General features: G+C 60.6%; 16 protein-coding genes. 14 read left to right on the forward strand and 2 right to left on the reverse strand.

The window, feature by feature from the left end; translation table 11 throughout:
- The first annotated feature begins 1 nt into the window (after window position 1).
- The 3 genes from leuD to KB449_RS11300 all read left to right on the forward strand — a co-directional run bounded on the left by leuD (window position 2) and on the right by KB449_RS11300 (window position 5,125).
- Entirely contained in the window at window positions 2-610 is a 609-nt protein-coding gene (leuD, locus tag KB449_RS11290; RefSeq protein WP_282908464.1) for a 3-isopropylmalate dehydratase small subunit, read from the forward strand.
- 223 nt (window positions 611-833) lie between these two features.
- Window positions 834-2,372, forward strand: coding sequence for an N-acetylmuramoyl-L-alanine amidase (locus tag KB449_RS11295; RefSeq protein WP_282908465.1), 1,539 nt, complete (start codon window positions 834-836; stop codon window positions 2,370-2,372).
- A 44-nt stretch (window positions 2,373-2,416) separates the two neighbouring features.
- On the forward strand, window positions 2,417-5,125 hold the full coding sequence (locus tag KB449_RS11300; RefSeq protein ID WP_282908466.1) for an S-layer homology domain-containing protein: 2,709 nt from the start codon (window positions 2,417-2,419) through the stop codon (window positions 5,123-5,125).
- A 292-nt stretch (window positions 5,126-5,417) separates the two neighbouring features.
- Here KB449_RS11300 and KB449_RS11305 read toward each other — a convergent pair whose 3' ends face one another.
- Window positions 5,418-5,663, reverse strand: a complete 246-nt coding sequence (locus tag KB449_RS11305) for a hypothetical protein (protein ID WP_282908467.1) — start codon at window positions 5,661-5,663, stop codon at window positions 5,418-5,420.
- Window positions 5,664-5,820: 157 nt separating this feature from the next.
- Here KB449_RS11305 and nth point away from each other — a divergent pair, with 157 nt between their 5' ends.
- The 10 genes from nth (at window position 5,821) to gyrA (ending at window position 22,178) form a co-directional block, all read left to right on the forward strand.
- Entirely contained in the window at window positions 5,821-6,495 is a 675-nt protein-coding gene (gene nth / locus KB449_RS11310) for an endonuclease III (protein WP_282908468.1), read from the forward strand.
- Window positions 6,492-10,193, forward strand: coding sequence for a dynamin family protein (locus tag KB449_RS11315; protein WP_282908469.1), 3,702 nt, complete (start codon window positions 6,492-6,494; stop codon window positions 10,191-10,193). The genes nth and KB449_RS11315 overlap by 4 nt, the downstream gene beginning before the upstream one ends.
- 284 nt (window positions 10,194-10,477) lie before the next feature.
- A complete protein-coding gene (locus KB449_RS11320; RefSeq protein ID WP_282908470.1) occupies window positions 10,478-12,262 on the forward strand; it encodes an ABC transporter ATP-binding protein in 1,785 nt (594 codons plus the stop codon).
- Window positions 12,259-14,058, forward strand: a complete 1,800-nt coding sequence (locus tag KB449_RS11325) for an ABC transporter ATP-binding protein (RefSeq protein WP_282908471.1) — start codon at window positions 12,259-12,261, stop codon at window positions 14,056-14,058. The genes KB449_RS11320 and KB449_RS11325 overlap by 4 nt, the downstream gene beginning before the upstream one ends.
- A 177-nt stretch (window positions 14,059-14,235) precedes the next feature.
- Window positions 14,236-15,060, forward strand: a complete 825-nt coding sequence (locus KB449_RS11330) for a GDSL-type esterase/lipase family protein (RefSeq protein ID WP_282908472.1) — start codon at window positions 14,236-14,238, stop codon at window positions 15,058-15,060.
- A gap of 17 nt (window positions 15,061-15,077) precedes the next feature.
- On the forward strand, window positions 15,078-16,121 hold the full coding sequence (locus tag KB449_RS11335) for an ABC transporter ATP-binding protein (RefSeq protein WP_282908473.1): 1,044 nt from the start codon (window positions 15,078-15,080) through the stop codon (window positions 16,119-16,121).
- Window positions 16,105-17,091, forward strand: coding sequence for an ABC transporter permease (locus KB449_RS11340; protein WP_282908474.1), 987 nt, complete (start codon window positions 16,105-16,107; stop codon window positions 17,089-17,091). The genes KB449_RS11335 and KB449_RS11340 overlap by 17 nt, the downstream gene beginning before the upstream one ends.
- Window positions 17,092-17,196: 105 nt before the next feature.
- Window positions 17,197-17,529, forward strand: coding sequence for a hypothetical protein (locus KB449_RS11345; protein WP_282908475.1), 333 nt, complete (start codon window positions 17,197-17,199; stop codon window positions 17,527-17,529).
- A gap of 181 nt (window positions 17,530-17,710) precedes the next feature.
- On the forward strand, window positions 17,711-19,684 hold the full coding sequence (parE, locus tag KB449_RS11350; protein ID WP_282908476.1) for a DNA topoisomerase IV subunit B: 1,974 nt from the start codon (window positions 17,711-17,713) through the stop codon (window positions 19,682-19,684).
- Between the two features lie 16 nt (window positions 19,685-19,700).
- Window positions 19,701-22,178, forward strand: coding sequence for a DNA gyrase subunit A (gyrA, locus tag KB449_RS11355; RefSeq protein ID WP_282908477.1), 2,478 nt, complete (start codon window positions 19,701-19,703; stop codon window positions 22,176-22,178).
- A 156-nt stretch (window positions 22,179-22,334) separates the two neighbouring features.
- On the opposite strand, the gene KB449_RS11360 is transcribed toward gyrA, so the two are convergent.
- Complete coding sequence (locus tag KB449_RS11360; RefSeq protein WP_282908478.1) at window positions 22,335-22,511, reverse strand: hypothetical protein; 177 nt, start codon at window positions 22,509-22,511, stop codon at window positions 22,335-22,337.
- A 212-nt stretch (window positions 22,512-22,723) separates the two neighbouring features.
- Here KB449_RS11360 and KB449_RS11365 point away from each other — a divergent pair, with 212 nt between their 5' ends.
- On the forward strand, window positions 22,724-23,191 hold the full coding sequence (locus tag KB449_RS11365) for a MarR family winged helix-turn-helix transcriptional regulator (protein WP_350356217.1): 468 nt from the start codon (window positions 22,724-22,726) through the stop codon (window positions 23,189-23,191).
- Window positions 23,192-23,229: the final 38 nt, after the last annotated feature.

Consider the following 23,229-nt stretch of genomic DNA (forward strand, 5'->3'; position numbering starts at 1 on the left):
AATGCAACCATTTACCAAATCCACGGGTCTCGTCGCGCCTGTCGACCGCGTGAACGTCGATACCGACGCCATTATCCCTAAGCAATTCCTGAAGCGCATCGAGCGCAGCGGGTTCGGCCAGTTCCTGTTCTTCGAATGGAGATTCGACGAGCAAGGCGCCGTCATCCCGGAGTTCAACCTGAACAAGCCGCGCTACCAAGGCTCCACGGTCTTGCTGTCGCGCGCCAACTTCGGCTGCGGCTCCTCCCGCGAGCACGCGCCTTGGGCGATTCTCGACTACGGCTTCAACGTCATCATTGCGCCGTCCTACGCGGACATTTTCTATAACAACTGCTTCAAAAACAGCATCCTGCCGATTAAGCTGAGCGAGGAGCAGGTCGACGACCTGTTCAAGCGGACCGAGGCGAACGAGGGCTACAAGCTGACCGTCGACCTGGAGAACAAGGTCATCACCGACGATCAAGGGCTGCGCATTCCGTTCGAACTCGACGAGCACCGTCGCCAATTCCTGCTTCAGGGACTGGACGATATCGGCCTCACGCTGCAGCATGCGGACGAGATCGCAGCATACGAGTCCAAGAACGAAAAGAGACTGGCGAACGTATTTTAATTACTGATTTCTAACGCTATATGGGTCTTCTTTCCCGGGTCGACACTTTTCGGGAAAGAAGGCCTTTTTTTCCGCTTTAACTCGCAACTTTTGACATTGCCCGGCGTCTAAATTAGGGTGGACAAGCCAAAAAGCGCCCCTTCCGATAAAAAGGTCTGCGTAGGACTTTTTTAACGGAAGCGCCGCTTTTGGAACGGCCCAATCATTGACACCGAGGTGAAGCATGAGGTACTGGATTTCCCTGCTGTTTGTCGTATCGATGCTGTTAACGGCCGCAGGTCTCGCTTCCGCGGCGACCGTCACGCCACAGTTGATTTTGGATGGCGTCGCCTTAACGCCGAAGGAGCCGCCTGCTCTGATCGACAGCCGCGTCATGCTGCCGGTTCGCACCGTTACGGAGAGCTTGGGCTATACCGTCAAGTTCGACAATGCGACCAAAACATTAACGGTTTCGAACGGAAATTCGGTCATCGTCATGACCGTCGGCAGCAAGAAGGCGACCATTAACGGCATCGAGAGCGAGCTCGAGGCGGCGCCGATCATCAAGCAGACGACGCCGGCCACCGCTACCACGATGGTTCCGCTCATTTTCGTGAAGGACAACTTCGGCGCGGATATCGTTTGGGATAACAAGACAAAGTCCGCGTTCATCTACACGTCGAAGCCCGGCTCCGGTGGATCGTCCGGCGGGACGAGCGAGGGCGGCGGAAACGGCGACAGCGCTTCCGGCGGTGGCATGATCGGAGTCGTCGACGAAGATCCGCCCGCGACGGACGGTTCTACCGATGCTGGAAACGGCACGACGGTCACCGACCCCTATACGAGTCTGGCGTATATTCACGGCATCCGTTTCGAGAACGAGACCGTCATCCTCAGCTACGAGGGAACGGTTCAACCGGTCGTCACGTCGCTGACGGGTCCGGACCGCATTGTCGTTGACGTGCCCAAGTCCGACTTCGCTTCGGACTTCGCGCAGAATCTCGTCGTGAACGGTACGACGGCGAAGAGCGGCGCGTATCCGATAGCCAGCCACCCCGTGCTTACGCAGGTTCGCTATTCGCTGTTCCAGACCAATCCCAATGCCCTGCGTTTCGTGCTGGATCTGAGCAGCGCTTACGGCTACGAGGTCCAGAACGACACGTCGGCCGGAGAGCTCAGAATCAAGCTTAGCGCCGACGCGGTGCCGCCCGTGACGCCGCCGCCAACCGACACGCCTCAAAACAAGGTGTACACGGTCGTGCTGGACGCCGGACACGGCGGCTCGGACTCCGGCGCGATCGGCGTCAGCGGCAAGTACGAGAAAAACTTTAACCTGGCCATCATTCTGAAAGTGCAGGCGCTGCTCGCGACCGATCCACGAATCAAGATCGTGATGACGCGTTCGGGGGACACGTTCCCGTCGCTTAGCGACCGATACAATCTGGCCAACTCGATCAAAGCGGATCTGTTCCTGTCGGTCCACGCGAACAGCAATACTAAAAATACAGTAAGCGGCACAGAGGTTTACTATACGCGTGCGGACAGCCTCGCCTTCGCCAACGTCGTGAAGCAGTATGCGACGCCGGCGACGGGCTTGACGGATCGCGGCGTCATCCAGAAGAGTCTTGCCGTCACGCGAGAGACCAAGATGCCTGCCGTGCTTTTCGAAGCCGGATACTTGTCGAACGCGACGGAAGAAAAGAAGCTGTTCACCGAGGACTTCCAGAACCGCACGGCGGCCGGCCTTGCCGCCGCGGTCAAAGCTTATCTTAAATTAGCGTGACGGCCGGCGAGTCCGGTCTGCCGCAAGATCGGGGAGATTACAAAATGTCGTTCAAACCACGCAATCTGCTATTATCCATTCTCCTTCTGGCGCTGCTTTGGTCCGGGGCTGCGGCCGTAGGGCCGGCGCCGACCGCCTCCGCGGCCTCCAAGACGCCGTTCACCGACGTTGTGGCCGGCCATTGGGCGGAAAAGCATATCGCCAAGCTTGCGCTCCAGGGATTGATCGCTGGCAAGGGCGCTAATCTGTTCGCGCCGAACGACAGCGTCAAGCGACAGGACGCTGTCATCATCGCGATTCGTTTCCTCGGGTTAGAGCAAAAGGCGCTTGATTCCGGCGTCGCCGCTTTCCCGAGCACTTTTAACGTCAGCGCCTACGCCAACCTTTACGTCAGCTTTGCGCTGAAGGAAGGTCTGCTTAGCCGTAACGAGGAGTTCGCGCTCGCCGAAGCCGAGCCCAAGCTCAAGTGGGGCGAAGCGCCGGCCACGCGCGAGTGGATCGCGCGCCTGCTCGTCCGTACGATCGGCAAGACGGCGTCCACGGGCACGACCGCCTTCGCGGACAACGCCTCGATCGACAAGGATCTGGTCGGCTTCGTCAAGGCCGCCGTGGACCTGAATCTTGTGAAGGGGCTGAGCGGCAATACTTTCGCGCCCAAGGGCGTCGTGACCCGCGCGACGGCGGCGACGCTGTTCAGCCGCGCGGAAACGGCGAAGCAGGTCGCCTATCCGAAGCAAACGACCGGCATGCTGCTCGGCGCCGACGCGACTGCCGTCACCGTCCTGCAAGCGAACGGCACCGCAACCGCTTATTCCCTCGGGACAGGCACGCTGTATTCGCGTCTTGACAGCGAAGCGCTGACGGCGCAGGATGCGCTCAAGTTATACGGCACAGTCAATGTCATCGCAGCCGCGGACGGCTCTGCGGCTTACGTAGAGCAGGCGAGCGACACCCCGCAGGTCAAGACGGTGCAGGGCAAACTTGTTGTCGTCAGCGCATCCAAGTCTACGATCACGCTGCTGAGCGGAGAAGACGTGCAGTCGTATTCGTACGATGCGGCCAGGCTGCCGTCCGTGACGGACGCCGAGAACAACAAGGCGGCGCTGGCGGATCTGCCTGAAAACGCGGATCTCACGCTTACGATCGATACGTATACGCAATCCGGCAAAGTCATCGCGGTCAAAACCGGACAGTCGGCGGTCGCCAAGACCGGCGCGGGAACGGTGCTCGGCGTAGATACGGCCAATCGCAAGCTTGAGGTCAAGGACAACACGACTTCGATCGCCGAGACGCGGGCGCTCGACGCCAATGCGGTGCTGCGCACGGTCAGCGGCGTGCCGGCGGCCATCGGCGATATCAAGGTCGGCGATACGGTGTCATATGAAATAAAAGGCGGACTCTACACGAAGGTGACGGTCACCAAGAGCGCCGTTGCAGCCAACGCGACGGGCACGCTGTTCAAGATCGATACGTCCGCGCAGACGATCCAATACCGGATCGCCGGGGCGAGCGACATCATCGGCAAAGAGTACGTCGCCGGCGTCACGGTCAAAATCTCGGGACTGAGCGGCGCTACGCTCGCAGATCTGTATCCGGGCGATGCCGTCACGCTGACATTAAACGCGGAAGGCAAGGTTACGGCTGTCGAAGCGACGGGCCGGAGCGTTCAGCTCCAGAACGGGCTGATCGTATCTTCCTATGATTTCGATGCAAAGGTTCTTATCCTTAAGGATGCCGCAGGAAGCGTCAAGACCTTCACGCTCGGATCGGGCGTACGCTTCGACCTGAACGGTACGACAATTACGGCGGACGCGGGCACGAGCATGCTTTACAAAGGCCGCAAGGTCGATATCGGCTACTCGGGCAGTAACATCGTATCCATTTCGTTCGTCGCCCAATACAAGGGAACGGTATCGGTCAACAACACGACAACGAAGACGCTGCAGATCTTGCTGGATAACAACTCGACCGTGACGGTACCTTACACTTCGCCGACTGTCGAGATTTACGGCCAGACGAACCGCACCTATGCGGATATCAAGGCAGGCGACAAGATCGTCGCGCTGCTCGACGGCGGGCAAAACTATGCGGTCGGGCTGCAGGTCGTGAAGACCGTTCAGTTCGAAGTCACTTCCGTCGACACGGCAACAGCCAAGTTTAAGGCCAAGGCTTCCGACGGCTCGGTCGCCGAGTGGACGGTCGGCACCGGCTTCTCGCTGCAGGACGCGAGCGGCAATGCCGTACAGCTGTCGGGCCTTGGCGCAGGGACGCTGCTTAACGTAACGCTGCAGGGCGCGACGCCGACGCTGGCGAAGATCGTGCCATCGACGTTCGGACGCGTCGTTGCGATCGATACGGCCGCAGGCACGATCGACCTTCGCACCGGCACCGGCGCCGCGGTGAAGCAGACGGTCGGCGCGACGCCGCTTGTCGTGCGGGGCGGCGTCTCCTCCAATTCGCTGTCGGCGATCCAACTCGACGACCGCGTCGAGCTGCGCAAGGACGAGAACGACCGCACCATCCTGAACGTCGTGACCCCGGTCAGCAAGACTTACTGGCGCACGGACAAGACGACGAACACGTTTTATTACCAGAAGGAATCGCTGAGCGACGACAATTACTCGGTTGCGCTGTCTCCGCAAGTATTCATCCATCAAGGCGATACGCTGATCACGACCGACAGCCTGAACTTCGGCGATCCGATTAACGTATACGTGCTGCGCGGCAAGGCGATCGAGATCGTGAAGCCCTGACGCTCGACTTTCACGCGTAATATCCGCTTGACCAGACGACGGCTCCGCTTATCGGCGGGGCCGTTATTCTTGTTTTCGCAAGTTTGCTTTTCGTGTTTTCGCAAGTTTGATTGATGGCCGATGAAGTCCGCGGGATCGGTCCGGTCGATGAACTTAAGAAAGGATCGGAATAAAGGATCGGAATAAAGGCGTCGTTCTGTTTCCGTACTCGGCGACGAAGGTAGTTGGAGAGGTAGCGCGAAACGGCGCAAGGGAGCTATCCGGATGTGCGACAGGGGGAGAAAACCTGCATTTATACATGTATTTTCTGCCCTTCGGCAGCAGTTGATGAAATAACTGCAAATACGCAGGTAAATTCAAGGCAAATGCCGGAAAGCAGCCTGACGGAGGAAAATACCTGCATTTTCGCATCTTTTTTGTCCGATGGGGGCGATAATTTCAATAAAAGATGTATTTTTGCAGGCTTTGGCGGCGAGTGGACGACGCGGGCGAAGATCGGCGAATCTACAAAAAATGGCTGTTTAATTAAGCTGTCCACAAGCGCTCACCACTCCTCAAATTTCAAATGCGCCAAATTTACAGGGACCATCAGGTGCCATTCCCGGGCCGTTTTTCTTGTCGAATCGCCGAACTTCCGCTACACTGAAAGTTAATGCTTAAACAGGGAAACAAGGCATGGGAGATGGAAGCAAGCGATGAACAAAACGAAGATGCGATATATTTTGGACGAGATCGCCAAAATGTTCCCGGACGCGCACTGCGAGCTGAACCACCGCAACCCGTTCGAGCTGACGATCGCCGTGCTGCTGTCGGCGCAGTGCACGGACGAGACGGTGAATCGCGTCACCGCCACGCTGTTCGAGAAATATACTAAGCCGCAGGATTACTTGAACGTTCCGCTCGAAGAGCTGGAAAACGATATTCGGCGCATCGGCTTGTTCCGCAACAAGGCGGCCAACATCCAGAAGCTGAGCCGAATTTTGATCGACAAATACGACGGCGAAGTGCCAGCCAGCCACGAGGGGCTGACAGAGCTGCCGGGCGTCGGAAGGAAGACGGCCAACGTGGTCATGTCCAACGCCTTCGACGTGCCCGCCATTGCGGTCGATACGCATGTGGAGCGGGTGTCCAAGCGGCTCTCCGTCGCGAAGCCGGACGACTCGGTGCTCGAGGTGGAGAAGAAATTGATGAAGCTCGTGCCGCGGGAGGAATGGACGCTCACGCATCACCGTCTCATCTTTTTCGGGCGCTATCATTGCAAGGCGCAGAGTCCGAAATGCGAGATATGCCCGCTGCTGGACATTTGTCCGGAGGGCAAGCGAAGAATGAAGCCGATGGCGGCTGGCAAGCGGGGAGGAGCAGTATCATGACGGCGGGGAAAATGGAAACCGTGACGGAAAGGCCCGTCGCGGCGGATGGCAGCTTGAAAGGGTACAGCGAAGCGCTGCAAAGGATGGCACAAGCCGCCTTAGAAGCCGGAGACGCCTCGACCAGCGGCAAGCTGACGGAACTTGCGGGGAAGCTGTCGCTGGACATCGCCACGCTGGCTTTCTGCGGACACTTCTCCGCAGGCAAATCGACGCTCGTGAACGCCCTGTGCGGCGCGCAGCTGCTCCCGTCGTCGCCGATTCCGACGAGCGCCAACGTCGTCACGATCGCTAACGGCGAACCGGCGGTCAAGGTCGAGTTCGTCGGCAAGGACGGCTCGGTCAAGGAGATCCCTGGCGTATCCGTCGAACGTCTCGGCGATCTTGCCGTAGACGGGGAAGGCGTGTCGTCGATCGACGTCCGCTATCCGATCCCGCTGCTCGGACAATCGCTGGCGCTCGTCGATACGCCCGGAGTCGACTCCACGGACGGCGCGCATCGCGCAGCTACGGAGTCCGCGCTGCATCTGGCCGACGTCGTTTTTTACGTGACGGACTACAACCACGTATTGTCGGACGTGAACTTCCGCTTTCTCCGCATGCTGCATCAATGGGGGAAGCCGACATATTTGATCGTGAACCAGATCGACAAGCACCGCGAGAGCGAAGTGCGCTTCGAAGCGTTCCGTGAGGGACTCGCCAGCGCGCTGGAGGCATGGCGGATCGAATTGGCGGGCCTTTTGTTCCTGTCGATGCGGCGGCCCGATCACCCGCTCTCGCAGATGAGCGAGCTGCTTCGCGTTATCGAGGCGCTGAAGGGCGAAAAAGAGAAGCTGCTCCTCCATAGCGCGGACCGCTCGGCGGTGCATCTGGCCGGCGAATTCAAGGAAGGGATCTTGCAGCGTCAGGCGCAGCTGCGGGAAACGCTGCTCGCGCAGGCGGGCGGAGAGAGCGGGCTTGCCGAGCTTGTGCAGCGGCGCGGCGCGCTGGCCGCGGAGCTGGAAGCGGCGAAGACGGCGGGCGAGCGGCAGCTGGACGGGTTGAAGCGCGAGCTCGACCAGCTGCTCGGGAACGCCGGGCTCACGCCGGCGGAGACGCGCGAAAAAGCGCGTGCCGTGCTGGAGAGCCGGCAGGCGGGCTTTAAGGTCGGCTGGCTCGGCAGCGGCGCCAAGACCGAAGCGGAGCGGGAGCGCAGGCTTCAGGAGCTCGCCTTGGATTTCTCGGCGCAGGCTGAGGCGAACCTGCATGTTCATGTGCGAGCGATGCTGCGCCGCGAAGCGAGAAGCGCCGGAATCGGCGATCCGGCATGGGAAGCGTCGCTGGAGGCGACCTTTCCTGCGCCGGACGCCTCGTGGATGGCGTCTCTCGTCAAGCCGGGTGCGGGAGCCGGCGGCGACGCGACGCTTCAGTACGCGTCCGAGCTGAGCGCGGAATGGAAAAGAAAGGTGCGGAAAACGTCGCTTGAGCGCTTCGAGGACATCGTCGCCAGTCGACAGCCGGAGCGAGAAGCGGCGGCTGCAGAGCTCGCAGGTGCGGTGAACGAGCTGGATGAAAGGCAACAGGCCGCCGACGGTCTGCGGGCGCTCGATGCGGAGGCGGACGCAGCCGAACGCAAGCTGGTCGAAATGCTGCCGATCGAAGGCGTGGCCGATCTGGCGGAGCTGAAGCTGCCGGCGCCGGCGACCCTCGGGGAGCAAATAGGGTCGCAGCCGGTGCCAATGGACGCCGCGCCGTCGCTGAATCTGTCGATGGCCGGCGGCGAAGCAGCTGCGGAAGAGGCGGCGGAAGCGGGAGAGAGCGCCTCGTACGGCGCCTCCGCAGGCGCCGCAGCGATTCTTGAGCGCGGGGCCGCGATGCTCGCGCCATTCCCCGAGCTCGCGCGGCAGCGCGACGCGCTGTCGGCCAAGGCCGCGCAGCTGCGGGACAGCCGCTTCACGATCGCATTGTTCGGCGCCTTCAGCGCCGGCAAGTCGTCTTTCGCCAATGCGCTCGTCGGACAGCCGGCGCTGCCCGTATCGCCCAATCCGACGACGGCGACGATCAACCGGATCGTGGCGCCTGCTGAAGACGCGCCTCACGGCACGGCCCGCATCTATATGAAGGAAGCGGACGATATGCGGAGCGACCTGGCGCATTCGCTCTCGCGCCTCGGCGTCCGTGAGCGCGACATCGAGGCCGCGTCTGGCCCCGCGGAGCTGTTTGCCCTGGCGTCGCGCATGTCGCCCGACGACATCCATCCGCGCGGTCGGCCGCATCTGGCCTTTTTGCGGGCCGCCGCACGCGGCTGGGAGCGCTACGGGCCGCTGCTCGGCACTTCGTTTACGGCGGAAGGCGCAGATTACCGCCGCTACGTGGCGGACGAGGAGGCATCCTGCTTCGTCGCCTCGGCCGACCTGCACGTCGACTCGCCGCTGACCCGCAGCGGAGCTGTGCTGGTAGACACGCCCGGGGCGGACTCGATCAACGCGCGGCATACGGGCGTCGCCTTCGAGTATATCAAAAACGCGGATGCCGTCCTGTTCGTCACGTATTACAATCACGCCTTTACCGAAGCGGACCGGAGCTTCCTGCACCAGCTCGGCAGCGTCAAGGACGCCTTCGAGCTCGACAAGATGTTTTTCGTGCTGAACGCCGCGGATCTCGCCACCTCGGCGGAGGAGCTGGCCGGCGTCGCCGCGCACGTCGAGTCGCAGCTGCTGAAGCACGGCATTCGGCAGCCCCGCATCTATCCCGTCTCAAGCCTCCTCGGCCTCGAAGCCAAGCTGGCGGGCGACGCGGCCGGACGCCGGAATTCAGGTCTTGCCGACTTCGAGGCCGCATTCAGGCGCTTTGCCGACGAGGAGCTGGGCAGCCTGGCGCTCGCATCGGCGCGCAAGCAGCTGGATCGCATCGGCGCCCGCATCGACGGGCTGCTCGGCACCGCGAGCGAGGATGCGGCGAGCCGTCAGGCTTCCGCCGCCGTCATGCTGCAGGCCGCAGAGACGCTGCGGGAAGCCTGGACGGCGGGAACGCCGGGCGCGGCGATCCAGCCGCTCGTCGAGGAACTGGGCGAGCAGCTGTATCATTTGCGCCGCAGAGTACAGTACCGTTTTGGCGAGCACTTCATGACGGCCTTCCATCCGTCCGTGCTTCAGGACGACGGCCGCGACCTGCGCAAGCTGATCGTATCTTGCTGGCTGGACTTGAAGCGTGGCGTGGGCGAGGACCTGCAGCAGGAGCTGCGGTCCGCCAGCCTGCGCATGGAGACCGCACTCGGCCGTGTCATCGGCCGGCAGGTGGAGGACGGGATCGCCAGGGCCGGCCTCGGCAGCTTCGAGACCGAGGCGCCTGCCGCGCCGTCGCTCGCTCTTCCTGTGCCGGAGCCCTTCGGTGCCGGCCCGGATTGGGAAACGCGCAAGCTTTGGCAGGCGTTCCGCAGTCCGAAGCACTTTTTCGAGCGCGAGGGCAGCGCAGCGCTCAGAAACGAGTCCGAGGCCGCATTGTTCCAGGCAGCCGACGCCTGGATCGCCGGCATTCGGGAAGCCTGGACAGCCAGGCTTGCGGCCGCCTTCGAAGAGGAGCTCCAAGCCGTCGCGTTCCGGCTTTCGGCGGAGCTGACCGCTTACGCCGACGGCGTAAGGCACGCGCTTGAGACACCGGGGCTCGAGGACGCGCTCAGGCGCCTGCAAAGCGAATGGCAAACGCTAAAATCAGGCGTTTAAGCCGATTTTTTAACCGTTCCGTATCGTCGCATATCGGCCCTTCTCGCATCGTCACGCGATGCTAGAGGGGCTTTTGCTTGTTTTTCCTCCCGATTGCCTCATTTTGCTAATACATATACGGGTGTAAGGGCTTAAATAGGATGATTTAAGAGATATCGGTCTCATTTCCATGCTTAATCGCTCTCCTACTTACTCAGCGTTTCTCCTTGCGGCATACGGCGTTTGAACGGTTGTGACAATCCTGTTACACTTCCGTGGGGATGCTCACAGGGGAGGACTGTCGCTTGGATATTTTCAAAGGCCTCAAGCAATTTTTCTGGCCGGACAAAGGTTTTTTGACGGGCTCGGTGCTCGGACTCGCCATCGCTACGGCGATCGGTCTCGTGTATCCGCTGCTCCTCAGGGCGCTGATCGACGACGTGATCGCGCCCAAGAAATTCGACGGCATTATGGAGCTCGCACTGCTTGCGGTCTCGCTTATCGTCGTCAAGGCAGCTTTTCAGTACGTGCACGGCTTTTGCGGCGGACGTCTCGGCAACAAGCTCGCCTACCGCATGCGCAACGCCAGCTACGACAAGCTTCAGAAATTATCGTTTTCGTTTTACGACCAAGCGCGGACAGGGGACCTGATGTCACGTCTGACGGCCGACATCGAAGGCATCCGAAACTTTATCGGCTTCGGCTTCGCCCAACTGCTGAACACGTTGTTCCTGGTCTTGTTCGGCTTCGGCATGATGTTCTACGTCGACTGGACGATGGGCCTCATGACGCTTGCGATCATCCCGATTATCGGCTACTTCGCCATCCGCTTCGAGCTGCAGATCCATCCGATTTTTCGTTCGATCCGGATCGCGATCAGCCGTTTGACGACCAGCGTCCAGGAGAACATTATGGGCGTTCGCACCGTCAAGTCGTACGACAGCGCGAGCCACGAGTACGGCAAATTCGACGAAGGCAACAGCCAGTACAAAGAAAACAATCTTTCGCTCGCCGGGGTATGGGCTACATACTTCCCGATCATCGAATTCGTCGCCAGCTTCAGCATCGCCCTGCTTCTGCTCGTCGGCGGCTGGCGCGTCATCCATCATCATATGACCCTCGGCGACCTTGTATCCTTGAACGGCATGCTCGGCATGATCGTCGCGCCGCTGTGGACGCTCGGCTTTCAAATCAACAACTATACGCAATCGAAGGCGGCGGGCGAACGATTGCTCGAACTCCTCAACCGGCATGTGGACGTGCAGCCGCCGGCGCATCCGATCCGGACCCAACCTGAAGGAATCGGACTCATTCGCTATCGCGACGTGGACTTCCGCTATCCGAACCATGAGCATCAGCCGTCCGCGCTGACAGGCTTCAATCTGACCGCCGGACCCGGCTCGGTCATCGGCCTTCTGGGCGGCACGGGCTCGGGCAAGTCTACCGTCGTACAGCTGCTGCTTCGCGCATACGACGTGACGAGCGGCGCGATCACGCTTGACGATACCGACATCCGCCAGCTCGATTTGGACGAATTGCGGAGCAGGACCGCAATCGTGTTCCAGGAATCGTTCCTTTTCTCGACGACGATCCGGGAAAATATCAGCTACGGCAGCGCCGACGCAACGCAGGAGCAGATCGAGCAAGCCGCGAGACTGGCCGACGCGCACGGCTTTATCATGGAGCTCCCCGGCGGCTACGATACCATCGTCGGAGAACGCGGCATGGGGCTGTCCGGCGGACAGAAGCAGCGGATCGCGCTTGCCCGCGCTTTCCTGATCCGTCCGCAGGTGCTGATTCTCGACGATTCCACGAGCGCGCTCGACATGGAGACGGAGCATCGCATCCAGCTGGCGCTGCGGCAGGTGATGGCGGGACGCACCGTGTTCATCATCGCCCACCGCATTTCCTCGCTTCGGCACGCCGACGAGATTCTCGTTTTGGATAAGGGGCATGTCGTTCAGCGCGGCAGACACGAGGAGCTGGTACGGCTGCCGGGACTGTATCGGGAGACGTACCGCACGCAATATGCGGACCGGCCGGACGAACTCGGCGAAGACGCCGCAGGCGGCAGGAGGGTGAGCGGATGAGCAGGCAGTTTCAATACCAGGACGACGTCCTGATCGAAAAGTCTTTCAACTGGAAGCAGATGGCCCGGCTGTTCGACTATTTGAAGCCTTACAAGCGTTCGGTAACGCGGGTCGTATTCGTCATGATGGTGTTCGGCATGCTGACACGGCTCGCGGTTCCGTATCTGATCAGTCTGGCGATCGACAAGGTCATCGATCCGGACGGAGGCAGCGGGAGCATGGGGTACCTGTCGATCGTGTTCGGCGTCATGGTCGCCATGTACGGCCTGCGCTGGTGGGCGCAGAACTATACGATCCGGCATACGAACGATATCGGGCAAAACGTCATATTCGACCTGCGCTCGGCGCTGTTCAAGCATGTGCAGACGTTGTCCTTCCGCTTTTTCGACAAACGGCCTGCGGGCTCCGTACTCGTGCGGATCACCAACGACGTCAACGCGCTGCAGGATCTGCTGTCCAACGGCGTCGTCAACTCGGCGATCGATATCGCCCAGCTCGCGGGCATCGTCGTCATCCTGCTCGTGCTGCAGCCGAAGCTGGCGCTGGCGGTCATGATCACCGTACCGCTGCTCATTATCGTGTCCTCCTCGCTGCGCAAGCGCACGCGGATGGCCTGGCAGACCGTGCGCATCAAGCAGTCCCGCATCAACTCGCATCTGAACGAGGCGATCCAGGGCATGCGGGTGACGCAGGCGTTCGCGCAGGAGAAGGAGAACATGCGCTTCTTCGATAACCTGAACGGCAGCAGCATCCGCTCTTGGAACACCGCTTCCTCGCTCAATCAGCTGTTCGGGCCCGTCATCGAGGTCACCTCGGCGATCGGCACGCTCATCCTGCTGCTGTACGGCACGCACCTGATCAAGCAGGACGAATTGACCGTCGGGGTGCTCGTCGCTTTTATCACCTACGTCAGCAACTTCTGGGAGCCGATCAACCGGCTCGGACAAATGTACTCCCAGCTGCTCATCTCGATGTCTTCGGCAGAGCGGATATTCGAATACATGGACGAGAAGCCGATCGTGGCCGAGAAGGAAGACGCGAAGCCGATGCCGGATGTCCGCGGACGCGTGCAGTTCGACCATGTCGTTTTCGGCTACGATCCGGACCGTCTGGCGCTGAAGGACGTCAGCTTCGACATCAAGCCCGGCATGACGGTCGCGCTCGTCGGCCATACCGGCTCGGGCAAGAGCACGATCGTAAATCTGCTCTGCCGCTTCTACGACGTGACCTCGGGGAGCGTGCTCATCGACGGCATGGACGTGCGCGACGCGACGCTTAATAGTCTGCGCCGGCAGATCGGGATCGTCATGCAGGATACGTTCATCTTTTCCGGAACGATTCGAGACAATATCCGTTACGGCCGGCCGGACGCCACCAATGCAGAGGTCGAGGCGGCCGCGCGGTCGGTGCGCGCGCACGACTTTATCGTCAAGCTTCCGGACGGCTACGATACGCAGGTACAGGAGCGCGGAACCGCGCTGTCGATGGGACAGCGCCAGCTGCTGTCCTTCGCCCGCGCGCTCCTGGCCGATCCTCGCATCCTCATCATGGACGAGGCGACCGCCAGCATCGACACCGAGACAGAGGTCCGCATTCAGGAGGCGCTCGGCACGCTGCTCGAGCACCGCACCTCGTTTATCGTCGCCCACCGGCTGTCCACGATTCGCCATGCGGATCTTATCCTCGTGCTCGACCACGGCGTCATCGTCGATCGGGGCAATCACGACGAGCTCATGCGCAGACCGGGACATTATCGCAACCTGATTGAAGCGCAGTACCGGTTTTTATCGGCTTAATCGTTATGGGGCAGCGCTCCCGTCCGGGAATCGGGCGGGAGCTTTTCGGCTTTTCGATTGGATTTGAAAAAGCGGATCCGATTCGGTAAATTGAGGGAAACGGAATACGCCGCTCTAAACCGCTGCTCAGAAAGCCGCGGATAGGCTGGAGCGATGCGGTCAGGAGGAGGGGGAGGCTTGAGAAGGAGAAAAGATCGGCTATGGCCGGTATTGGGTACGGTATGCCTGCTGTGCACGGCGCTGCTGCTGCTCGGATTCGGCTGGGCGCTCAAGGATACGTGGGCGCCGGCGAAGGGACTGACGCTGCCTGCGCCGACGCAAGCTGCCCCGCAGACGGGCGGCGAATGGACGAGCCTGCCGGAGATCAAGGCAATCGCCATCGGCGATTCGCTCACGCGAGGCGTAGGCGACGTCGCTGGCAAAGGCTATGTCGAGGACAGTCTCTCGCAGCTCTCCAAGTCTCTCGGCAAGCCGGTCAGATTAAACGGCAATCTCGCGGTCAGCGGCCTCGAAGCCGCCGGACTGGACGAATTGCTGGACGGCAAAGCGATGCAGGATGCGGTGGCGGATGCGGATCTTGTCCTGCTCACGATCGGCGGCAATGATTTGTTCCGTTCTTCGCAGCAAACGGGCGGGTCGATCGCGGAGGGCGGCGGCATCGATCCCGAGCTGGCGAAGCAGCGGCTGCCGAAAACCGAGGAGCGGCTCAAGGCCGTATTTACGAAGCTCCGCGCATTGAATCCGTCCGTTCGAATCGTCTATGTCGCGCTATACAATCCGTTTTACGAGCTTGCGCAGCTGCGGGCGCCGATCGCGTCCATCCTTGCGGATTGGAACGGCTATGCCGTCAGAACAGCCGGGGACGACGGCAACATCGTCGTCGTTCCGACGGCCGATATGTTCCAGGAGCAGTCGGCGCGCTATTTGTCCTCGGATCACTTCCACCCGAACGGAGCGGGCTACGCCCGCATTGCGGTTCGCGTGGCGCAGGCGCTTAATTGATAAAGGGGGCAGCAGGGATGCGGACGGATGTAAAAGCGGAAGACAAAAGCGCCGATGTCTCGGCTTCGTCGGGGACGGCGAACGCCGATCGCGCCAGGCATGGGACGCCCGTGCTCTCGGTCGAAGGGCTATCGAAGACGATTAAGGGTCGCAAGATCATCGACAATATGACCTTCGACGTCCGCGCCGGGGAAATCTACGGCTTCCTGGGTCCCAACGGCTCGGGCAAGACGACGACGATCCGCATGCTGGTCGATCTGATCAAGCCGACCACGGGCCGGGTGCTCGTCTGCGGCGAGGACGTGAACAAGCATCCGGAAAGGGCGCTGCGTCATGTCGGGTGCATTGTCGAGAATCCGGAGATGTACGGCTATATGACCGGCTGGGAAAATCTCGATTTGTTCGCGCGCATGCAGGAAGGCATCGGCGACGCGCGCATCGAAGAGGTGGCGCGAATCGTACGGCTGGACGCGCGCATCCACGACAAGGTCAAGACGTATTCGCTCGGCATGCGGCAGCGGCTCGGCATCGCGCAGGCGCTGCTCGGCGCGCCCAAGCTGCTCATTCTGGACGAGCCGACCAACGGGCTCGATCCCAAGGGCATCAAGGAGCTGCGCGCCTTTATCGCCGAGCTGGCCGCGCAAGGGATGAGCGTGTTCGTGTCCAGCCACCTGCTGAGCGAGATCCAGCTCCTGTGCGACCGCGTCGCCATCATCGACGGCGGACGCGTGATCGCGGTCGGCGACGTGCACGAGATGATCGCCCAGGCGGAGGCGCACACGCTGTGGCTGTTCGAGGATCCCGAAGCGGGACGCCGGCTGTTGGCGGCCGATCCGCGCGTCGACGTCGCGGACCTGGACCGCGCGCTGCTGGACGAGTCCGTCCTGCTCGCGCTGCCCGGCGCCGTGCCGACGCGGGTGCGCCAGGAAGATATTCCGGACGTCGTCGCCCGCTGCGCGTCGGCCGGCGTCGGCGTGCTCGCTGTGCAGCGCGTCGTGCCGACGCTCGAGTCATTATTTCTCTCGCTGACGGGGGGCGAACGCGATGCGGCGGGATCTTGAACTGATCCGCAACGAAACGGTCAAAGTGTGGAAGAAAAAGCGGTTTGTCGTCATCGTTCTTATTTTGCTCGCGCTCGTACCGGTATTCGTGTACGCGCAAATGAAAATCGCGCAGAGCGGCCAGGGCAAATATACGGACTGGCGGGCGGAGCTGCGTCAGCGCATCGCCGACAACAACAACGCGCTCACGAGCGACCGGATTCCCGAGGAATGGAAAAAGTGGCGGGTCGCGCTCGTGCAGCAGCTGCAATATTATCTCGACCGGGACGTTAATCCGAACACGCCGAACGCGGTGCGTTTCACCAACACGTTTTTGCAAAACGCCGTCGGCTTGTTTATCCCCCTCATGGTGCTGGCCATAGCATCGGATATCGTTTCCTCCGAACGCTCGGGCGGGACGATCAAGATGCTGTTGACCCGGCCCGTACGCCGGTGGCGCATTCTGGCGTCCAAGCTGGTCACGCTTACGATGTATGTCTCGCTGATTCTCGTGACGACGGCCGTCGTCAGCTATCTAGTGTCGGGTCTCGTCTTCGGTTACGGCGGCTGGCGCGAACCCGTGTTCGTCGGCTTCAGGTTGCAAGGCTCGAACATGGATACGACGGGCGTTCATGCGATAACGCAGGGGGCTTATATGCTCATGCAGCTCGGACTCGTATGGTTTTCCGCCATGACGGTGGCGGTGATCGCCTTCATGGTATCGGTGCTTGTCCGCAGCACGGCCGCGAGCCTCGTTACGATGATGGCCGCGGTCATCTCCGGCTCGATCCTCGCGAACATGGCCTCGTCATGGCACAGCGCCAAATATTTGTTTAACGTCAACCTCGACCTGTCCGTTTATTTGCAGGGCTCGCCGCCGCCGATCGAAGGCATGACGCTCGGATTCTCTCTTATCGTGCTGGGCGTCTGGTCGCTGGCCGCGATCGCTGTATCGTTTGCCGTGTTCACGAAACAGGACATTTTGGCTTAACGTATGGATGGAGATTCCATTTGTCAACGGCAATTGGAAGTTTTAAACGTGGGTTCGACACCGTTCTCGTCCATGCTATAATTAAAACCAGGACGGTGAGACACGATGAACGACGAGTTGTTAAGGCAGATTGCGGAGACGCTTGGAGACGTAGTGGGACGGTTGGATCGGATGGAAAGCAAACAGGACCATTTTGAGCAGAAAATGGACCGGTTCGAGCAAAAGATGGACCAGTTCGAGCAAAGGATGGACCGGTTCGACCTGCGATTGGCACGCGTAGAGCAGAAGGTTGACCGGATCGAGACCAAGCTTGACGCTACCTTCGAGCAAGTCGCAAAAAACACCGAGCACGCGGTTGCATTTAACGATCTTGCCTCCACGGTAGCGGATCATACGACCGATATTCGGCTGCTCAAAAAAATCGTCGTTGCCAGCTAGCGCGAGTCCGGTTACACTCTTAACGACAGAATACATGACCGTTTCTGCATACGCAGGCGGTTATTTTTGTTTGCGGGGCATCATTACTTTACGGACGCCTTGTGCATTTTCTGCCTTTTAGCTTAAAATGAACGGAAGGCGCGTCCTTGACGGACGCTAGAAGCAGCAAGGGGGATCATTCGTGACCGAACAAACAGACCTGTATGCGGAGAGCGCGGCGCAGGCGGGTACGACATACGGAGCGGACGACATACAGGTGCTTGAAGGGCTGACCGCCGTCCGCAAGCGGCCCGGCATGTACATCGGCAGCACCACCTCTTCGGGCTTGCACCATCTCGTCTGGGAGATCGTGGACAACGCAGTCGACGAGCATCTGGCCAAGCATTGCTCGCGGATCGACGTGACCATCCATGGCGACAACTCCGTCACCGTGCAGGACAACGGGCGCGGCATTCCGACCGGACTTCACAAGACCGGCGTGCCGACGCCACAGGTCGTCTTTACGATTTTACATGCCGGCGGCAAGTTCGGCGGCGGCGGCTACAAGAAGTCGGGCGGCCTGCACGGCGTCGGCGCCTCCGTCACGAACGCCTTGTCGCAGTGGCTCGAGGTCGAGATCTATCGCGAAGGCAAGACGCACCGTATGCGTTTCGAGACCTGGGTCGACAAAGACGGCAGGGAGCATGTCGGCGAGCCAGTAACGGGTCTCGAGGTGCTAGGCAATACGAACAAGAACGGCACGAAGGTGACGTTTAAGCCGGATCCCAAGGTCTTTCACGGTAATGTCTCGATCAATTACGATACGCTGTCCGAGCGCCTGCAGGAGATCGCGTTCCTGAATTCCGGCCTGAAGGTGACGGTCAAGGACCAGCGCTCCGGCAAGGAAGACGTATTCCACTACGAGGGCGGCGCCAAGCAGTTCGTCCAGTTTCTGAACGAGGAAAAGACGGTGCTGCACGATGTCGTCCACTTCACCGCGGAGCGCGACGATATCGAGGTCGAGGTGGCGCTGCAATACAACGACGGCTACACCGAGACGATCGCTTCGTTCGTCAACGCCATCCCGACGCGGGGCGGCGGCACGCATGAGACGGGCTTCAAGACGGCGTATACGCGCGTCATGAACGAATACGCCCGCAAGATCGGCCAGCTCAAGGAAAAGGAAAAGAATCTCGAGGGCAGCGATCTGCGCGAAGGCATGATGGCCGTCATCAACATCAAGATGTCGGACGTCGAATTCGTCGGACAGACCAAGGACCAGCTCGGCAGCGCCTCGGCGCGCAGCGCGGTCGACGCCGTCGTGGCGGAGAAGATGGCCGTGTTCCTCGAGGAGAATCCGCAGGTCGGCCAGCAGCTCGTCCGCAAGTCGGTGCAGGCTTCCAAGGCTCGCGAAGCGGCCCGGAAGGCGCGCGAGGAGATTCGCAGCGGCAAGAAGCGGAGCGAGAGCGCCAGTCTCGGAGGCAAGCTGTCGCCGGCGCAGTCCAAGGACTACACGCGCAATGAGCTGTTTATCGTCGAGGGCGACTCCGCCGGCGGCTCGGCCAAGCAGGGACGGGATTCCAAGTACCAGGCGATCCTGCCGCTCAAGGGCAAGCCGATGAACCCGGAGAAGGCCAAGCTGATCGACATCCTGAAGAACGAGGAATACAAGGCGATCATTGCGGCGACTGGCGCCGGCGTCGGCCCCGAATTCGACGTCGAGGAATGCAACTATTCCAAGATCATCATCATGACCGACGCCGATACGGACGGCGCGCACATTCAAGTGCTGCTCCTGACGTTTTTCTACCGGTACATGAAGCCGCTGATCGACGCCGGCAAGGTATTCATCGCCCAGCCGCCGCTCTACAAGCTCACGCGCAAATCCGGCAAGCTTGAGACCGTGCGTTATGCCTGGACCGACGAACAGCTGCAGAACTATCTCAAGGAAATCGGCAAAGGCGCCGAACTGCAGCGGTATAAGGGACTCGGAGAGATGAACCCCGAGCAGCTGTGGGAGACGACGATGAATCCCGAATCGCGCACGCTGCTGCAGGTACAGATCGAGGACGCCGCGAAGGCGGAACGCCGCGTGTCAACGCTGATGGGCGACAAGGTCGATCCGCGCAAGCGCTGGATCATCGACAACGTCGACTTCACGGAATACGAGGAATAAGAACGGAGAGACTTTTATGAGCTTGCTCGAGAACTTCTTGCCGGCGTTTCTGGAGGAGGTCGTTGGCGACCGCTTCGGACGCTATTCCAAATATATTATTCAGGACCGGGCGATTCCCGACGTCCGCGACGGCCTGAAGCCGGTCCAGCGCCGAATATTGTACGCCATGTTCGATTCCGGCAACACGCCTGACAAACCGTACCGCAAATCGGCGAAAACGGTCGGCGACGTCATGGGCAACTATCATCCGCACGGCGACTCGTCGATTTACGACGGCATGGTGCGCATGGCGCAGCCGTGGAAGATGGGGCATACGCTCGTCGACGGTCACGGCAACTGGGGATCCATGGACGACGATCCGCCGGCGGCCATGCGATATACCGAAGCGCGTCTGTCGGCGATCGCAATGGAGCTGCTCCGGGACATCGACAAGCGCACAGTCCTGTTCAAGGACAACTTCGACAACACGACCAAGGAACCGGTCGTGCTGCCGGCGCGCTATCCGAACCTGCTCGTCAACGGCGTCAGCGGCATCTCCTCCGGCTTCGCCACCGAGATTCCGCCGCACAACCTGCGCGAGGTCATCGACGCTTGTACGGCACTTATCGACAATCCCGACATGACGGTGGCCGATCTGATGAAAATCATGCGCGGACCGGACTTCCCGACCGGGGGCCGGATCATGGGCGAGGACGGCATCCGCGAAGCGTACGAGACCGGCAAAGGTCGCATTTACGTACGGTCCAAGACGGCGATCGAGGATATGCGCGGCGGCAAGCAGCAGATCGTCGTGACCGAGATTCCTTACCAGGTCGTCAAGTCCAAGCTCGTCAACAGCATCGATCAGCTTCGGCTCGAAAAGAAGGTCGAAGGCATCGCCGAGGTTCGCGACGAGAGCGGACGAGCCGGCATGCGCATCGTGATCGAACTGAAGAAGGACGCGGACGCCGAGGGCATTCTCGCCTATTTGCTCAAAAAAACCGACCTGCAGGTCGCCTACAATTTCAACATGGTCGCCATCGTCAACAAGGCGCCGCGCCAGCTCGGCGTCAAGGCGATGCTGGACGCTTATGTCGCGCACCAGCGCGAGGTCGTCACGCACCGGACGCAGTACGATCTCGAAAAGGCGGAAGACCGCGCCCACGTGCTCGAAGGACTCGTCAAGGCATTGAACCTGCTCGACGCCGTCATCGAGACGATCAAGGCATCCAAAAACCGCCAGGACGCGCAAAACAATCTGGTCGCGAAATTCGAGTTTTCCGAACGTCAGGCCGATGCGATTTTGACGCTGCAATTATACCGGCTGACGAATCTGGAGATCAACTCGCTCCAGAAGGAACACGCCGAAACGATGAAAAAAATCAATCAGCTGCGCGGCATTTTGAACAATCCAAAGAAGCTGATGGGCGTCATCAAGGACGAGCTCGGCGAGATTCGCGGCAAGTTCGGCATCGATCGGCGTTCCGTCATTCAGGGCGAGGTCGAAGAGCTCAAGGTCAATCTCGAAGTGACCGTGCCTGCCGAGGAAGTGCTGGTAACTTTGTCGCGCCACGGCTATGTGAAGCGCACGAGCATGCTGTCGTTTACGCGATCCGGCGGCGATCTTGGCAGCACCGGACTTCGGGAGGGCGACCAGCTGCGCTGGAGCCTGCAGCTCAATACGCTGGATTCGCTGCTGCTGTTCACGCAGAAGGGGATGTACTACCAGTTGCCCGTGCATCAGATCTCCGAGTTCAAGTGGAAGGAAAATGGGACGGCGATCGTCAACCTGATCGGCCTGCCTAAGGAAGACCGGATTATGGCCGTCATTCCTGTCAAGGCCGGCGAATGGAAGGCGCTGGCCGAACAGGGCGAGCAAGGGCCGGCGCTCGTATTCGTGACCAAGCGCGGCCAGGTCAAGCGTACATTGATGGCCGAATATGCGACCAACCGGAGCGCGGCGATCGCGGCCGTGAAGGTCGCGGACGGAGACGAGGTCCGCTCGGCTTTCCGCAGCGATACGCCGCAGGAGATCTTGCTTGTTACGGAGCAAGGGCTCAGCATTCGTATCCAGGAATCCGACGTGAGCCTGCAGGGCCGCGTAGCGGGCGGGGTTCGGGGCATCCAGCTGCGCGAGGGCGACGCCGTCACCGACGGCCTGCACGTATCGGGCGACGAAGGCGAGATTCTCGTCATTTCCGACTACGGCTACGCCAAGCGCTCGCTGCTCCTCGACTATCCGCCGCAAGGCCGCGGCGGCAAGGGGATCCAGACGTTCGAGATCAAAGAAGGCAAGCGCGTACGTCCGAACGGCACCCGACTCGTCGCCGCGTATTACGTCAAGGACGATGTCGGTATCGTGACAGTGACGGCCGGCGGCGCATACGGCGAGTTCCGGTCCGACAGCACGCCGCTCGAGGACCGCAGAGGCACCGGCCGAACGATAGGCGCGATCGAGCGGACCGATCCGCTGTCCGAGACGTTCCTCAAGCCGCTGCCGCCGCAGACGCATTGATCTGATGGCCGGCAGATAGCCGCATGGTGAGGCGAGATAGCCGGAAAAACCGTGTAACCGTGGCAGAAAGCAGCTGCGAGAGGCGAGATAGCCGGAAAAACACAGTAGAAACAGCCCCGGCCGCATCGCGACCGGGGCTGTATCCGTCCGCATGCCTCAATCGTACGGACCGTCCTGCGGATCGTAACGGTCGATCCACTTCAGCATCATTTCCAACACGACCCACAGAGGGACCGGCTCCGTCAGCCGGCTCAGCCACCCCGGATCATCTATAATACCGGCTTCGCGCGCCATGATGCCGATCATCCTTATGCGTTCGTCCTCTACAGCCATGAAGACCTCTCCTTCTTTTCAACCGCACGCATGGCGGCCGCTACCGCCAGCTGTCAGCATTATATGTCATAGGCTGTCGTCCCGTACCACACCTTGCGGATTTATGACGTAAATCATTAATGCGCTTAATCTATCTTTCGACATCGGGTTTGAATATAATTAAAGAAGTAGAGCGTATCGGCTTCATTCCGAAGAGGAGAGGTGATCCAGAGGTGGAACCGGCTGCAGAGTTCGTGAAGAGCTGGATGAAGCTTTCGAAGGATTGGCAATCGCAGATGGAAGCGGAAATGTCCCCGCAGTTGACCGGAGGGCAGCTTCAAGTGTTGGAGCTGCTGCAGGCGAATGAGCCGATGAAGCCCTCCGAGCTGCTGCCGCATCTGGAGACGACGCCGGCGGCGGTCACGACGCTGCTCGACCGCATGGAGCGCAACGGCCTCGTCAAGCGTACGCGCGACGAGAACGATCGCCGCATCGTGTGGATCAGCACGACCGACTTCGGCCATACCGAGCGCGAACGCGGGCTGCGCATCCGCAGCGATATCGTGAACCGCTCGCTCGACCGTCTGTCCGCCCATAACCGCCAGCTGCTCGTGTATCTGATCGGCAAGGTGTCGGGCACGAGAGACAAGAAGCTCGCCGCATCCGGCGAAGCGGCACCCGCCATTCAGGCGACGTCCTGAAGGCAAAGAAGTCCGGGCTTCATGGATCCAACCGAGAA

The organism is Cohnella hashimotonis, from assembly GCF_030014955.1.
In the GTDB taxonomy this organism is placed as follows: domain Bacteria; phylum Bacillota; class Bacilli; order Paenibacillales; family Paenibacillaceae; genus Cohnella; species Cohnella hashimotonis.